Source organism: Lysobacter alkalisoli (assembly GCF_006547045.1).
GTDB lineage: Bacteria > Pseudomonadota > Gammaproteobacteria > Xanthomonadales > Xanthomonadaceae > Marilutibacter > Marilutibacter alkalisoli.
The window spans coordinates 1,248,644-1,262,388 of sequence record NZ_CP041242.1 but is presented as its reverse complement, the minus strand read 5'-3'; the positions used below and the strand labels follow the sequence as shown (position 1 = coordinate 1,262,388).

General features: G+C 67.3%; 13 protein-coding genes and 2 pseudogenes. 2 read left to right on the top strand and 13 right to left on the bottom strand.

Annotated elements, in window-relative coordinates; translation table 11 throughout:
* Position 1: 1 nt before the first annotated feature.
* The 3 genes from FKV23_RS05510 to surE are packed head-to-tail and all read right to left on the bottom strand — an operon-like array spanning position 2 to position 2,109.
* The gene (locus FKV23_RS05510; RefSeq protein WP_141622947.1) at positions 2-586 is read right to left on the bottom strand and encodes a YqaA family protein; all 585 of its coding nucleotides are present in this window, start codon (positions 584-586) and stop codon (positions 2-4) included.
* 57 nt (positions 587-643) lie between these two features.
* Positions 644-1,321, bottom strand: coding sequence for a protein-L-isoaspartate(D-aspartate) O-methyltransferase (locus FKV23_RS05505; RefSeq protein WP_141622946.1), 678 nt, complete (start codon positions 1,319-1,321; stop codon positions 644-646).
* Positions 1,318-2,109 (bottom strand): 5'/3'-nucleotidase SurE, encoded by a 792-nt coding sequence (gene surE, locus FKV23_RS05500; RefSeq protein WP_141622945.1) that lies wholly within the window; start codon positions 2,107-2,109, stop codon positions 1,318-1,320. The genes FKV23_RS05505 and surE overlap by 4 nt, the downstream gene beginning before the upstream one ends.
* A gap of 175 nt (positions 2,110-2,284) precedes the next feature.
* Here surE and FKV23_RS05495 point away from each other — a divergent pair, with 175 nt between their 5' ends.
* Positions 2,285-2,854 carry a Smr/MutS family protein gene (locus tag FKV23_RS05495; protein ID WP_141622944.1) on the top strand — a complete coding sequence of 190 codons (570 nt, stop codon included), beginning with the start codon at positions 2,285-2,287 and terminating at the stop codon, positions 2,852-2,854.
* Between the two features lie 42 nt (positions 2,855-2,896).
* Here FKV23_RS05495 and FKV23_RS05490 read toward each other — a convergent pair whose 3' ends face one another.
* From FKV23_RS05490 to FKV23_RS05455, 9 genes and pseudogenes are all read right to left on the bottom strand, one after another.
* Positions 2,897-3,118: a hypothetical protein gene (locus FKV23_RS05490; RefSeq protein WP_141622943.1), complete on the bottom strand. Its 222-nt coding sequence runs from the start codon at positions 3,116-3,118 to the stop codon at positions 2,897-2,899.
* 141 nt (positions 3,119-3,259) lie between these two features.
* Complete coding sequence (truD, locus tag FKV23_RS05485) at positions 3,260-4,327, bottom strand: tRNA pseudouridine(13) synthase TruD (RefSeq protein WP_279633043.1); 1,068 nt, start codon at positions 4,325-4,327, stop codon at positions 3,260-3,262.
* Positions 4,320-4,811, bottom strand: a complete 492-nt coding sequence (ispF, locus tag FKV23_RS17325; protein WP_208543280.1) for a 2-C-methyl-D-erythritol 2,4-cyclodiphosphate synthase — start codon at positions 4,809-4,811, stop codon at positions 4,320-4,322. Before ispF ends, truD begins: the two co-directional genes overlap by 8 nt.
* A gap of 33 nt (positions 4,812-4,844) precedes the next feature.
* Positions 4,845-5,537: pseudogene (gene ispD, locus FKV23_RS17320) on the bottom strand (2-C-methyl-D-erythritol 4-phosphate cytidylyltransferase); the annotation flags it as partial.
* Positions 5,534-5,913, bottom strand: a pseudogene (ftsB, locus tag FKV23_RS05475) (cell division protein FtsB). The pseudogenes ftsB and ispD, both read right to left, overlap by 4 nt.
* On the bottom strand, positions 5,914-7,197 hold the full coding sequence (gene eno, locus FKV23_RS05470) for a phosphopyruvate hydratase (protein ID WP_141622940.1): 1,284 nt from the start codon (positions 7,195-7,197) through the stop codon (positions 5,914-5,916).
* Between the two features lie 171 nt (positions 7,198-7,368).
* Complete coding sequence (gene kdsA / locus FKV23_RS05465; protein WP_141622939.1) at positions 7,369-8,202, bottom strand: 3-deoxy-8-phosphooctulonate synthase; 834 nt, start codon at positions 8,200-8,202, stop codon at positions 7,369-7,371.
* A 54-nt stretch (positions 8,203-8,256) separates the two neighbouring features.
* Positions 8,257-9,927, bottom strand: coding sequence for a CTP synthase (locus tag FKV23_RS05460; protein WP_141622938.1), 1,671 nt, complete (start codon positions 9,925-9,927; stop codon positions 8,257-8,259).
* 112 nt (positions 9,928-10,039) lie between these two features.
* A complete protein-coding gene (locus tag FKV23_RS05455) occupies positions 10,040-10,444 on the bottom strand; it encodes a globin (RefSeq protein ID WP_141622937.1) in 405 nt (134 codons plus the stop codon).
* 200 nt (positions 10,445-10,644) lie between these two features.
* On the opposite strand from FKV23_RS05455, the gene parE reads away from it, so the two are divergent.
* On the top strand, positions 10,645-12,552 hold the full coding sequence (parE, locus tag FKV23_RS05450) for a DNA topoisomerase IV subunit B (RefSeq protein WP_141622936.1): 1,908 nt from the start codon (positions 10,645-10,647) through the stop codon (positions 12,550-12,552).
* A gap of 30 nt (positions 12,553-12,582) precedes the next feature.
* Here the strand turns inward: parE and FKV23_RS05445 are convergent, their stop codons facing one another.
* Entirely contained in the window at positions 12,583-13,638 is a 1,056-nt protein-coding gene (locus FKV23_RS05445) for a hypothetical protein (RefSeq protein WP_141622935.1), read from the bottom strand.
* Positions 13,639-13,745: the final 107 nt, after the last annotated feature.

The following is a 13,745-nucleotide window of genomic DNA, read 5'->3' as shown; positions in this document are numbered from 1 at the left end:
ATCAGCCGCGCAGTTCCAGCCAGGCCAGCGCGCCGATCACCAGCACAGCCACGGCCCAGCCCACGATCTCGATGTAGCGCCGCAGCAAGGGCTCGATCTTCTTGCCGCCAAACGCCACCAGACCCGCGACCAGGAAGAAGCGTGCGCCTCGCCCGATCGTCGAGCCCAGCAGGAAAGGTACCAGTCCGATGCCGGTCGCACCCGACGCGATCGTGAACACCTTGTACGGGATCGGGGTGAAGGCGGCCACGAACACGATCCAGAAACCGTAACGTTCGAACAGCGCCTGCACCTTGTGGAACGTTTCGTCCCAACCCAGCTTGAGCATCCACGGCCAGATCGCATCCAGCGCGAAATGCCCGAGCAGGTAGCCGATCACGCCACCGAGCACGGAGGCGATGGTGCAGATCAGGGCCAGTCGCCACCAGCGACTGGGCGCGGCCAACGCCATCGGCGCCAGCATCACGTCCACCGGAATCGGAAAGAACACCGACTCGGCCGCGCTCATCGCGGCCAGGTAGCGCGGCGCGCGGTGATGCGCTGCCCAGATGAGGCAGCGATCGTAGATCGGGCCGAACAATCTCATGAAAGCAGGCTCACAGGCTGATCCCGCTGGCAGGGCACCTGCTGACGTACGGCAGCATCAGTCGATCATCCCCGACAGCAGCGGCACGAACACCACCGGCGCCAGCGCCTGCTGGCTGAGGCGGCCATCGACCTCCTTGCGCAGCATGACCAGCGATTGCGAGGCGGCGCCACCGACCGGCGCGACCAGGGTGCCGCCCGGGGCCAACTGCTCGCTCAACGCCTCGACCAGGGCCGGTGCGGCGGCGGTGACCAGGATCGCGTCGAACGGGCCGTTCTCCGGCCAGCCGATGCGGCCGTCGTCGTGCTTGCTGCGCACGTTCATGCCCAGCGATCGGAACCGCTTGCGGGCAACCCGCAGCAGCTCGCCGATACGCTCGACGGTGTGTACTTCCAGCCCCAGCGCGGCGAGGATCGCAGCCTGGTAACCGGAGCCGGTGCCGATCTCCAGCACCTTCTCCGGCGAGGCCGACAACACGGCCTCGGTCATCTTCGCCACCACCCACGGCTGCGAGATGGTCTGGCCGTGACCGATCGGCAACGCGGTGTCCTCGTAGGCGCGTGTCGCCAATGCTTCGTCGACGAACAGGTGCCGCGGCACGGTGCGGATCGCATTGAGCACGCGTTCGTCGCGGATGCCCTCCTCGCGCAGGCGCTCGACCAGGCGATCGCGCACTCGTTGAGAAGTCATGCCGGTGCCGAGCGCTTCCGGCTGCAGGCGCATGCGCAGGCTCATGGCCGGGCCTCCGCTGTCGGCGCCAGCGAACCGGACAGGCCATCGACCCAGCTCGCGACCTGTTCGAGAGCGCGATAGCGGGTCAGATCGACCAGGATCGGAGTGATCGCAATGTGGCCGGTGCGCAGGGCATGGAAGTCGGTGCCGGGACCGGCGTCCTGTTCGGGACCGGCGGCACCGATCCACCACCACTCGCGACCGCGCGGATCCTGTTGCCGGATGCAGTCCTCGGCGCGGTGGCGGTTGCCGAGGCGGGCGACCTCGAAGCCGCGCACTTCACCCCAGGGCACATCGGGTACGTTGACGTTGAGGATGGTGTCGGCCGGCAACGGGTCGACGCTGAGGCGGGCGATGATCTCGACCACGGCACGGGCGGCGGTGTCGAAATGCCGGCCGTGGTGGTCGACCGTGTTCAGCGAGACCGCGATCGCGGGCAGGCCGAGGAAACGCCCCTCCATCGCGGCCGCGACGGTGCCGGAATAGATCACGTCGTCGCCCATGTTGGCGGTGTTGTTGATGCCGGAGACGACGAGATCGGGTTCGACGTCGAGCATGCCGGTGATGGCGACATGCACGCAGTCGGTCGGGGTGCCGTGGACGCGCCAGGTGCGCTCGTCGAGCTGGACGACCCGCACCGGGGCATCCAGGGTCAGCGAATTGCTGGCGCCGGAGCGATCGCGGTCGGGGGCGACCACCAGGACTTCATGACCGGCGGCGCGCAGGCCGTCGGCAAGGAAACGGATGCCGGGGGCGTCGACACCGTCATCGTTGCTGACAAGAACTCGCATGGACTCCCTGGGGGACAAAGTGATGCCGGAAGCGGGACCCTACGGAGCACGATCCCGGACGTTCATGATAGCCGATTGCCGCCGCCCGTCCGGGCAGGTCGGATACACCGTCGTGTCGTCGACCATGCGGACGGGCGCTACTTGCGACAGCCGGCCTCCACGTTACGCTGGAGGCATGACGAAACCGCGCAAACCCGGGCAGACGACCATCGGTGCCCCCGGTGACGACGATGCCGCCTTGTTCCGGCAAGCGGTGGGCCCGGTCCGGCGGCTGGAGTCCACGCCCTTGCCACCCGCGACTCCCAGACCCAAACCCCGGGCGCGGATGAAAGAACAGGATGAGATCGACGCACGCGAGGCCTTCCGACGCGGCGGGGACACGCCCTGGCTCGAGGCCGGCGACCTGCTGTCGTATCGGCGCGACAGCCTGCCTGCGCGCAGCTGGCTACGGTTGCGACGCGGCGAGATATCGGCCCAGGAGGAGCTGGATCTGCACGGTACCGACGCGCGCACCGCCGAAGCCCTGCTGCGGGCTTTCCTGGCGGACGCACGACGGCACGGCATCGGCTGCGTCCGGGTGGTGCATGGGAAAGGGCTGCACGGCGACGGCACGCCGGTGCTCAAGAACCTGGTCGACCGTCTGCTCCGCCATCGCTCGGACGTGCTGGCCTTCCATTCGGCCCCCGCCGCCCAGGGCGGCACGGGGGCGGTAGTGGTGCTGTTAGCGCCACCGGGGCGGCGCTAGCCAATTGCATGCCTGCCGGAGCCCTGCCTGCAGGTGGCAGGGTCAATCACCGGACTGCAGTTTGCGTGCCTGCGGCGGGTTGATCCAGTGGACATCCACGCCGCGCTTGCGCGCGACCTGCTCGACATAGGCGACGTAGGTCTGGTCGTAGTCGCGGACAACCGACGCTTTTTGCGCTTCGGCGGACCGCTCCGGCATGCTGGCGCAGGCCGCGAGACCAATCACGGACAATGACAGGACAAGTGCTCGGAGTCTGGCGTTCATGACGATATCTCCGGTTTGTCGGAGCTCGCGTCTCATGTTGCGGCGCTCCGGGCCCGACCCACTGCCGGGCCTGCACTTCATGCATATACCCCTCTCACGCGCCGGACCAGTGCCTGTCTACACGCTTCCGACAGGCGGTAATCAGCGTGACACGGATGAGGCGTCCCGCACCGCACCGAGCTCGGCAAGCAGCGTGGTCGCATAGGTGCCGGCCGGTAGGCTGAAGCACAACTCCAGCTCATTGTCGGCCGGCCACGACCACGTCAGACCGTCCGGACGTAACCGCAGTGCGCGCCGCTCCTGCTTCAGGCCGGCTTTCTCCAGCCCGCGGCACAAGGCCTCGCCCGGCGGCTCGGCCAGCGCGGCCAACTCGATCCGGGCCGTCCCGGCCTCACTGCGCAGCTCGCCCCGCCCCCACAACGGTCCACTCGGGTGGATGTCGAAAGCCGCCAGACGCCGCATCAACTCATCGTTGAACGGCTCCGGGCCGAACACGCTGCGGCTTCCATCCAGGATCCAGACCTCGCCCTCCAGCGGCGCATCCCAGCAACCGGCCGTCACCCGCGCGGCCAGCACCCGGTTGAACAGCGCCGAGCGCGCCGCCGACAACAGGTGGGTGCGCTGCTCGCGCCCGACCCGCCGCCCGGCGAACATCGACAATGCGGCGTGCAGGTTGTCGCCACCACGACCGAAGCGCTGCTCGCCGAAGTAGTTGGGCACGCCGCGGCTTGTCAATGCCCGCAGGCGTGCCTCGATGGCCTCACGGTCGCCGGCGACCTCGCGCAGCACCAGCACGAAGCGGTTGCCGGCCAGCGCACCGCGTGGCAGCTTCTTCGCGTGCCGGGCATGATCGAGCACCCGTAAAGACTCGCCACCCTCGTTGTCGAAAGCGAGTGTCTCCAGCGACGGCGCCTCACGTCCGGGCAGGTGCACGCTGAAGCGCTGACGGGTCACGGCATGGCGATCCTTCAGGCCGGCATAGCCGATCGCCGACACGTCGACGCCTGCCCATTGCGCGATCCGCTGGGCGGCAAAGGCGGTGTTCATGCCGCGTTTCTCGACCGTCAGCAGCAGGTGCTCGCCGCTGCCGCTGGGCTCGAAGCCGGGCAGTTCCTCGACGAAGAAGTCCTCCGGCACGCTGCGCATGCAGGCCGAAAGCACGGCCTCGCCATGCGCCCGCGGCAAGGCGGACGGGCGCGGGTCAGACACGGTGGAGCAGTACCGCCGCCTGCGCGGCGATCCCCTCTTCGCGACCGGTGAAACCGAGCTTCTCGGTGGTGGTCGCCTTGATGCTGACGGCATCGACCTCGACACCGAGCTCTGCCGCCAGTTTTTCGCCCATGGCCTGCACGTGCGGGCCGACCTTGGGTCGCTCGCAGATCACGGTGACGTCGGCATTGCCGAGCACCCAGCCGCGCTCGCGCGCCAACTCATTGCAGTGGCGCAGGAACGCGCTGCTGTCGGCATCCTTCCAGCGCGGGTCGCTGGGCGGGAAATGGCGGCCGATGTCGCCCAGCGCCAACGCGCCGAGCATGGCGTCGCACAGCGCGTGGATGACCACGTCGCCGTCGGAATGAGCGACCACACCGCACTCGTGCGGCACGCGCACGCCACCGAGCATGACGTGGTCGCCATCGCCGAAGGCGTGGACGTCGAAGCCCTGGCCGATGCGGATGTTCGGGGTGCCTTGCATGGTCGATTCCTTGCCACGTCGCTCCTGTGCGCCGCGTCGGGAGAGTATGAAACGGAAACGGTCGAGGTCGGCCGGGGTTGTGACCTTGAAGTTGTCCTCGCGGCCCTCGACCAGTGCCGGCCGTGCGCCCTGGCGCTCCATCGCCATCGCCTCGTCGGTGACGGCGATGCCCGCCGCACGGGCCGTTTCCAGCGCCAGGATCAACGGGCCGCGGCGGAATGCCTGCGGAGTGAATGCGCGCCACAGCTGCTCGCGTGGTTCGGTCGTGGCGATACGGGCCGCGTCGTAGGCACGCTTGAGGGTGTCGCGGACCGGTGCAGCGAGGATGGCACCATCGGCGTGGGCTTCGGCCGCTTCGATCAGGCGGTCGAGGTCGCCGAGCGCGAGGTTGGGCCGCGCGGCGTCGTGGACCAACACCAGAGTGTCGTCCCCAAGCTCAGCCGGCAGCGCGCGCAATCCCGCAAGCACCGAATCGGCGCGCTCGCCGCCACCGATGCATCGCAGCACCGGCTTGCCGAGACGCCCGGTCCAGCCGGGCCAGTCTCCATCATCGGCCGCCAGCGCGACCATCGCCCCAGCCACGCGCGGATGCGCGAGCAGTGCATCGAGGGCATGCGCGAGTACCGGTTGACCGGCGACTTCAAGGTACTGTTTCGGCCGTGACCCGCCGAAACGGGTGCCACGGCCTGCCGCCGGCACCACGGCCCAGATGCCAGCGCCGCTCATGGCGTCTCGTCGACCGGTTCGGGGACTGGCGTCGGGGCTGCATTCCCCCCGGCGGTGCCCGGTTCCACCACGCGGTAGAACACTTCGCCGGGCCTGATCATGCCCAGCTCGCTGCGGGCGCGTTCCTCGACCGCGGCGCCGCCGGAGGACAGGTCCTTGAGGTCGGCCACCTCGGCCGCCAGGGCGTCGTTGCGCTGCTGGCGCGAGGCGTTGTCCTGGACCTGCTGCTCGACCTGGACCTCGAGCTCGGCGACCGCATCGCGGCCACCCTCGCCCCCCACAAGCGGAGCTGCAGGTAGACCAGCACGGCGAGCAACAGCAGCAGCACGGCAGGAAGGCCCCATCCGCGCCCACGATTGCCCGCCGCCTGGATCATTTACTTCAGCGAGACGAAAGCGTCGCGGCCGGCATACTTCGCGGCACTGCCGAGCTGTTCCTCGATGCGCAGCAGCTGGTTGTACTTGGCCACGCGATCGCTGCGGCTCAGCGAGCCGGTCTTGATCTGGGTCGCGGTGGTCGCCACGGCGATGTCGGCGATGGTGGTGTCCTCGGTTTCGCCCGAGCGATGCGAGATGACCGCCGCATAGCGGTTGGCATCGGCCATCGCGATGGCCTCCAGGGTCTCGGTCAGGGTGCCGATCTGGTTGACCTTGATCAGGATCGCATTGGCCACGCCCTTCTCGATGCCTTCCCTGAAGATCTTCGGGTTGGTCACAAACAGGTCGTCGCCGACCAGCTGGACCTTGTTGCCGAGCGCGGCGGTGAGCTGCTTCCAGCCGTCCCAGTCGCCCTCGTCCATCCCGTCCTCGATGGTGATGATCGGGTACTGCGCGCACCAGTTGGCGAGGAAGTCGACGAACTGCTCGGAGGTCAGGCGCTTGCCCTCGCCGGTCAGGTTGTACTTGCCGTTGTCGTAGAACTCGCTCGCAGCGCAGTCCAGGCCCAGCAGGATGTCCTCGCCGGCCTTGTAGCCGGCCTTGCCGATCGCCTCGAGGATGGACTCCAGTGCTTCCTCGTTGCTGCGCAGGTCGGGGGCGAAGCCGCCCTCGTCGCCGACCGCCGTGCTCAGGCCGTGACCCTTGAGCACCGACTTCAATGCGTGGAACACCTCGGTGCCGGCGCGCAACGCCTCGGAGAAGCTGTCCATGCCCACCGGCAGGATCATGAATTCCTGCAGGTCGACGTTGTTGTCGGCATGCGCGCCGCCGTTGATGATGTTCATCATCGGTACCGGCAGCACCGGTGCGCGCCCATCGGCCAGGCACTGCCACAGTGGCAGCTTCTTCGAGGCCGCCACCGCATGGGCGTTGGCCAGCGAGACGCCGAGCAGCGCGTTGGCGCCGAGACGACCCTTGTTCTCGGTGCCGTCGAGGTCGACCAGGCGGCGGTCGAGGCCGGCCTGGTCGGCCGCGTCGAAGCCAGCCAGCGCCTTGGCGATAGCGGTGTTGACGTTCTCCACCGCCTGCCGCACGCCCTTGCCCAGATAGCGGGTCTTGTCGCCGTCGCGCAGCTCGACGGCTTCCTTGGTGCCGGTCGAGGCGCCCGATGGCACCATCGCGCGGCCAAGGCTGCCGTCGCTCAGGGTGATTTCTGCTTCCAGGGTCGGGTTGCCCCGGCTGTCGAGGATTTCACGGGCGTGGACTTTGGCGATCGTGGTCATGGTCTCGTGGGGTCGTGGGTCTTGTTCGTGGAGGAAGGCGCGGGTTCCGGCACGGAACCACCAGGATTAGCGCCAATTACAGCCGGGGATTAAAGCAAAAGTCGGGGGGCAGCGGGGCCGCCACTCATTCCATCTGCTTCTGATCCGCATCGGTCCGTGTCAAAAGGCGCTTCAAACGCTGGACTCGGGAAAACCGCTGCCCTTGGCAATTCGATCGATCTCCAGCAGCGTCTCGAGCAGCCCTTCCATCCGGTCGAGCGGCCAGGCGTTGGGGCCGTCGGACAGGGCCTTGGCCGGGTCGGGGTGGGTCTCGGCGAACAGGCCGGACACGCCCACGGCAACCGCCGCACGCGCCAGCACCGGCACGAATTCGCGCTGGCCGCCGCTGGAGCTGCCCTGCCCGCCCGGCAGCTGCACCGAGTGGGTGGCATCGAACACCACCGGGCAGCCGGTATCGCGCATCACCGCCAGCGAGCGCATGTCGCTGACCAGGTTGTTGTAACCGAAGCTGGCGCCGCGTTCGCAGACCATGATCTGCTCGTTGCCGGTGGAGCGGGCCTTCTCGACCACGGGCTTCATGTCCCACGGCGACAGGAACTGGCCCTTCTTGATGTTGACCGGTTTGCCGGCCGCGCAGACCTTGCGGATGAAGTCGGTCTGGCGGACCAGGAAGGCCGGGGTCTGCAGCACGTCGACGACCGAGGCGACCTCGTCCATCAGGGTGTACTCGTGCACGTCGGTCAGCACCGGCACGCCAAGCTGGCTCTTGACCTCGGCCAGCACCTTCAACCCCTCCTCCATGCCGGGGCCGCGGAAGCTGCCGATGGAGGTGCGATTGGCCTTGTCGAAGCTGGACTTGAAGATGAAGTTCATCCCCAGCTTGCCGGTGATCTCCTTCAGGCGGCCGGCGGTGTCGATCTGCAACTGCATCGACTCGACCACGCAGGGGCCGGCAATCAGGAACAACGGCTGGTCGAGGCCGGCTTCAAAACCACAGAGTTTCATTCGTTGCATTCTCCATGCCTTCCCCCTCAAGGGGAGGGTTGGGGTGGGGATGGGTTACGCCCGGGCTTCTTTCAGCAGACCGCTGCCCTCGCCCTCGTTGGCCTTGTACTCGCGCGCGGCGCGGATGAAGCCGACGAACAGCGGGTGGCCATCACGCGGCGTGGACAGGAACTCGGGATGGGCCTGGCAGGCCAGGAACCACGGGTGGCGGTCTTGCGGCAGCTCGACCATCTCGACCAGGGTCTCGTCCAGCGACTTCGCACTGAACACCAGGCCGGCATTCTCGAGCTGGTTGAGGTAACGGTTGTTGAACTCGTAGCGATGGCGGTGGCGCTCGCCGACGATGTCCTTGCCATACATCCTGTGGGCGAGCGTGTCCGGCTTGATCCGCTGCTCCTGCAGACCCAGGCGCATGGTGCCGCCGAGGTCGCTGTCTTCGCTGCGCTTCTCGACCTCGCCGCTGGCGGTGCGCCATTCGGTGATCAGGCCGATCACCGGGTGCGGGCAGGTCTTGTCGTTCTCGGTGCTGTTGGCTCCATCAAGCCCGGCCACGTGACGGGCATAGTCGACCACCGCCGCCTGCATGCCGTAGCAGATGCCGAAGTACGGCACCTTCTGTTCGCGCGCATGGCGGGCGGTGATCACCTTGCCCTCGAATCCGCGGTCGCCGAAACCGCCCGGCACCAGGATGCCGTCCACGCCCGCGAGCGCCTTGTCGCCATCGCGCTCGACGTCGGTGGACTCGATCCATTTCAGGTTCACGCGGGTGCGCTGGCGCAGGCCGCCGTGCTTGAGCGCCTCGCCAACCGACTTGTAGGCGTCCTGGTGGTCGACGTACTTGCCGACCACGCCGATGGTGACCTCGTCGACCGGGTTCTCGCTGGCGTCCAGTACCGCTTCCCATTCGGACAGGTCGAGCTCGCCCGCCGGCAGGCGCAGGCGCTCGACGATCAAGGTGTCCAGGCCCTGTTCGTGGAAGCGTGCCGGCATCCGGTAGATGTTGTCGAGGTCGACCGCGGAGATGACCGCACGCTCGGAGACGTTGGTGAACAGCGCGATCTTGCGACGCTCGCTGTCCGGCAACGGCTGCTCGGAGCGGCACAGCAGGATGTCGGGCTGGATGCCGATCGAGCGCAGTTCCTTGACCGAGTGCTGGGTCGGCTTGGTCTTGAGCTCACCGGCAGCGGCGATCCACGGCACCAGGGTCAGGTGCATGAACAGCGCCTTGTCCGGGCCGCGCTCGGTGCGGATCTGGCGGATCGCCTCCAGGAACGGCAGCGACTCGATGTCGCCGACGGTGCCGCCGATCTCGACCAGGCCGACATCGTAGCCCTCGACCGCTTCACCGATGCAGCGCTTGATCTCGTCGGTGATGTGCGGAATGACCTGCACGGTGCCGCCAAGGTAGTCGCCGCGGCGCTCCTTGCGGATCACGTTCTCGTAGATGCGGCCGGTCGTGACGGAGTTCTTGCGACTCAGCCGGGTCCGCTGGTAACGCTCGTAGTGGCCGAGGTCGAGGTCGGTCTCGGCACCGTCGTCGGTGACATAGACCTCGCCGTGCTGGAACGGGCTCATCGTGCCCGGATCGACGTTGATGTAGGGGTCGAGCTTCATCATCGTCACGCGCAGGCCGCGCGCTTCGAGGATGGCCGCCAGCGAGGCCGCTGCGATGCCCTTGCCGAGAGAGGACACCACGCCGCCGGTGACGAAGATCAGGGGAGTCATGGGATTGCTGCCGCTGGAAAGCCGTAGTTTACAGGCTGAAGGTGAACACCGCGACCACTTGACGGATGCGGCTTGCCCCGCCAAGCCCCGCCCGGCGCGGCAGGCCGCCGTCTCAGTACTGCCGGGAAAACAAGTCCACCACCCGCGACATCGCCAGTCGCCAGCGGGCCAGCAGCGCCTCGTCTGCCTCCGGGTCGTATTCGGCGATCGCCGCCAGCATGCTGTCGACCCAGTACGGATACAGCGCCGGCGGCACCGGCGCCCGCCCCTGTCGGCCGTGCACGGCCGCCATGTGGGTACAGGTGCGGCCAACGATCGTGCTGCCGCCGGCATGCAGGATCGCGACGCTGATCCCGCGGCGCAGGGCCAGCCGCTGGGTCCGGAAGTCGGTATTCGCGAACATCGGTGCGACGTCCGGATGGCTGTCCATGAAAATCTCGTAGAAGCGCTCGATGAAGCCTCGTCCGGCCAGACAGCGGCCATAGCTGCGTTGCAGGTCGTTGAATGTATCGGTCATGGGCGTCCCCCTGTGGAAAACGCCGGCAGAGTGCCGGAAGCGGGGCAGCCGGCGCTTGACCGCGATCAAGCGGATACCCCGCCTTCGCGCCTAGCACAGGGCAGCCGGTTTGGCGCGGTTGAATTTCCGGCCCGCCCCCCCGACCATCCACCCACGCCTCGCCGCATCCCGAGATCGCCCATCCCGATGAGTTCACCTTGATGAGTTCCCGCTACAACGCCGCCGATATCGAAGTCCTGTCCGGCCTGGACCCCGTCAAGCGCCGTCCCGGCATGTACACCGACACCACGCGGCCGAACCACCTGGCGCAGGAGGTCATCGACAACGCGGTCGACGAGGCACTGGCCGGGCACGCGAAGTCGATCGAGGTCACCCTGCACGCCGATGGCAGCTGCGAGGTCGCCGACGACGGTCGCGGCATGCCGGTCGACATCCACCCCGAGGAAGGCATCCCCGGCGTCGAACTGATCCTGACCCGCCTGCACGCGGGCGGCAAGTTCAGCAACAAGAACTACACCTTCTCCGGCGGCCTGCACGGCGTCGGCGTCAGCGTGGTCAACGCACTGTCGAAGCGGGTCGACGTGTTCATCAAACGCGACGGCAACGAGTACCGGATGTCGTTCAGGGACGGCGACCGCGACAGCGCGCTGGACGTGGTCGGCAGCGTCGGCAGGAAGAACACCGGCACCCGCCTGCAGTTCTGGCCGGACCCGAAATACTTCGACACCGCCAAGTTCAACCTGCGCTCGCTCAAGCACCTGTTGCGCGCCAAGGCGGTGCTGTGCCCCGGCCTGACCGTGAAGCTGTTCGATGTCGCCAGTGGCGAGAAGCTCGAATGGCATTACGAAGACGGCCTGCGCGACTACCTGCGCGGCGAACTGGTCGAACGCGAGCTGCTGCCGCCGGAGCTGTTCGTCGGCAACCTGAGCAAGGACACCGAGACCGTCGACTGGGCGGTGGCCTGGGTCGTCGAGGGCGAGCTGGTGCAGGAGAGTTACGTCAACCTGATCCCGACCGCCCAGCACGGCACCCATGTCAACGGCCTGCGCACCGGCTTCACCGATGCGCTGCGCGAGTTCTGTGACTTCCGCAACCTGCTGCCGCGCGGGGTGAAGCTGGCGCCGGAGGATGTCTGGGACCGGGTGTCGTTCGTGCTCAGCCTGAAGATGACCGACCCGCAGTTCAGCGGCCAGACCAAGGAGCGGCTGAGTTCGCGGCAGGCCGCCGGCATGGTCGAGGGGGCGGCGCACGACGCCTTCAGCCTGTGGCTCAACCAGCACGTCGAGCTCGGCGAGAAGATCGCCCAGCTCGCGATCGAACGCGCCAGCGCGCGCCTGAAGACCGAGAAGCAGGTCACCCGCAAGAAGGTCACCCAGGGCCCCGCCCTGCCCGGCAAGCTGGCCGACTGCACCAGCCAGGATCTCTCGCGCACCGAGCTGTTCCTGGTCGAGGGCGACTCGGCCGGCGGCAGCGCCAAGCAGGCGCGAGACAAGGACTTCCAGGCAATCATGCCGTTGCGCGGCAAGATCCTGAACACCTGGGAGGTCGCGTCCGGCAGCGTGCTGGCCTCGCAGGAAGTGCACGACCTCGCGGTCGCGATCGGCTGCGACCCGGGCAAGGACGACATCAGCGGCCTGCGCTACGGCAAGGTCATCATCCTCGCCGACGCCGACTCCGACGGACTGCACATCGCGACCTTGCTGACGGCGCTGTTCCTGAAGCACTTCCCGGCGCTGGTCGCGGCCGGGCACGTGTTCGTGGCGATGCCGCCGCTGTTCCGTGTCGACCTCGGCAAGCAGGTGTTCTACGCCCTCGACGAGGAGGAAAAGCGCATCCTGCTGGAGAAGATCGAGCGCGAAAAGGCCGAGAAGAAGAAGGGCTCGGCCGGCGCCGTCAGCGTGACCCGCTTCAAGGGCCTGGGCGAGATGAACCCCTCGCAGCTGCGCGAATCGACCATCCACCCGGACACCCGCCGCCTGGTGCAGTTGACCGTCGAGGATGCCGATGGCACCCGCTCGCTGATGGACATGCTGCTGGGCAAGAAGCGCGCGTCGGACCGCAAGGCGTGGCTGGAAGCCAAGGGCGACTTGGCGACACTGGAGGTCTGAAGCCTCAGCGCTCCGGCAGCAGCACTCGGCTCAGCCCGGCGCCAGGTAGACCCGTCCGCGGACCGGTCTATCCACCTCGCCAAGCAGCCGATAGCGTGCCGCCATCGGCAATATCTCGCCGATGGCCTCGAACAGCTCGATTGGTGTATCGGCCAGGCGGGAAACAAGGTCCGCAACCGGCGGATGTGCATCCGGCCAGTTGCTGAAGTCCAGCGCCAGTTCGACCGCGCCCTCCGCATCCATCCGCTCGTGCACGACGACGACTCGCGGTTCCAGATTCCGCCATTCGTGGGCGGTAACCGTACCGGTTTCCAGGAAGCGGTCGATCAGCGCCGATTCGAGTGCAGCGATATGGCTGGCCCGGCTCATTTCCAGTGCCTGCTGTTTCTGCTCCTCATCCAGGTCGCGCGGGCCGCCGAACATCTCGACGTTGCGATCCAGTGCCTCCATGTCTGGCCCGCCCGATGCCAGGATATGGTCCATGACGCGCGCATAGGCATCGGTGAAACATTTGACCCAATTGCGGTGGTCGACCCGCACCACCGGCGCGCGCACTGGCATGGAATTCAGCAACGCATGCGCCTGCGCGGGCTCCAGTTCCGGATCGGCCGTCGTGGTGCATGCCGGCGGCGTATGCCGGGGGTCGTGTTTGTCGGTCGATGTCACCGTGTCGGTGTCTAGGCTTTCGTAGACGCGGACCAAGTCGAACCATGGCGGAAGCACGGCATGGTCATACACCGCCACGGCAAAACCTTCTGCCGGATGGAAGCCGGCCCAGAGCCGCATGCCTTCCATTTCAGGAACGTCGAACGTGTCCACCGCGACATATCCTGCCGCCTTGAAATCGGCGATCAGCGACGCCGTTCCATCCTGCTGATGCTCATCTTCGCTCCGGACCAGACTGACCCGTGCGGCTATCGGTTGCACCCCAAGTTTCATCAGCGCAGCGGCCTGGGGACCGAGCTTCCAGCGGATCCAGAATCGGAACGCGAAGTACCCCAGCACCAACAGGAGCACCACGAACACCACCACCGCACCCACGACCTGCAGGAACAACTGCATACCCCCTCCCGAGCGCTTCTCCACTGACTGCGTAAGCATGCCATGACAGATGCGAGAACCGGTCGCGGTCTCAGCACCGACCGACCAGGAGCACACCCATCGGCGTCGGCCTCCATGCCGGGATCGTCCGG

Coding starts and splice junctions, on each gene's coding strand:
- eno (WP_141622940.1), bottom strand. CDS start 7,197: ATGACCACGATCGCCAAAGTCCACGCCCGTGAAATCCTCGACAGCCGG.
- FKV23_RS05505 (WP_141622946.1), bottom strand. CDS start 1,321: ATGAGCCTGCGCATGCGCCTGCAGCCGGAAGCGCTCGGCACCGGCATG.
- ispF (WP_208543280.1), bottom strand. CDS start 4,811: ATGCAAGGCACCCCGAACATCCGCATCGGCCAGGGCTTCGACGTCCAC.
- FKV23_RS05490 (WP_141622943.1), bottom strand. CDS start 3,118: ATGAACGCCAGACTCCGAGCACTTGTCCTGTCATTGTCCGTGATTGGT.
- FKV23_RS05495 (WP_141622944.1), top strand. CDS start 2,285: ATGACGAAACCGCGCAAACCCGGGCAGACGACCATCGGTGCCCCCGGT.
- FKV23_RS05510 (WP_141622947.1), bottom strand. CDS start 586: ATGAGATTGTTCGGCCCGATCTACGATCGCTGCCTCATCTGGGCAGCG.
- kdsA (WP_141622939.1), bottom strand. CDS start 8,202: ATGAAACTCTGTGGTTTTGAAGCCGGCCTCGACCAGCCGTTGTTCCTG.
- parE (WP_141622936.1), top strand. CDS start 10,645: ATGAGTTCCCGCTACAACGCCGCCGATATCGAAGTCCTGTCCGGCCTG.
- FKV23_RS05455 (WP_141622937.1), bottom strand. CDS start 10,444: ATGACCGATACATTCAACGACCTGCAACGCAGCTATGGCCGCTGTCTG.
- surE (WP_141622945.1), bottom strand. CDS start 2,109: ATGCGAGTTCTTGTCAGCAACGATGACGGTGTCGACGCCCCCGGCATC.
- FKV23_RS05460 (WP_141622938.1), bottom strand. CDS start 9,927: ATGACTCCCCTGATCTTCGTCACCGGCGGCGTGGTGTCCTCTCTCGGC.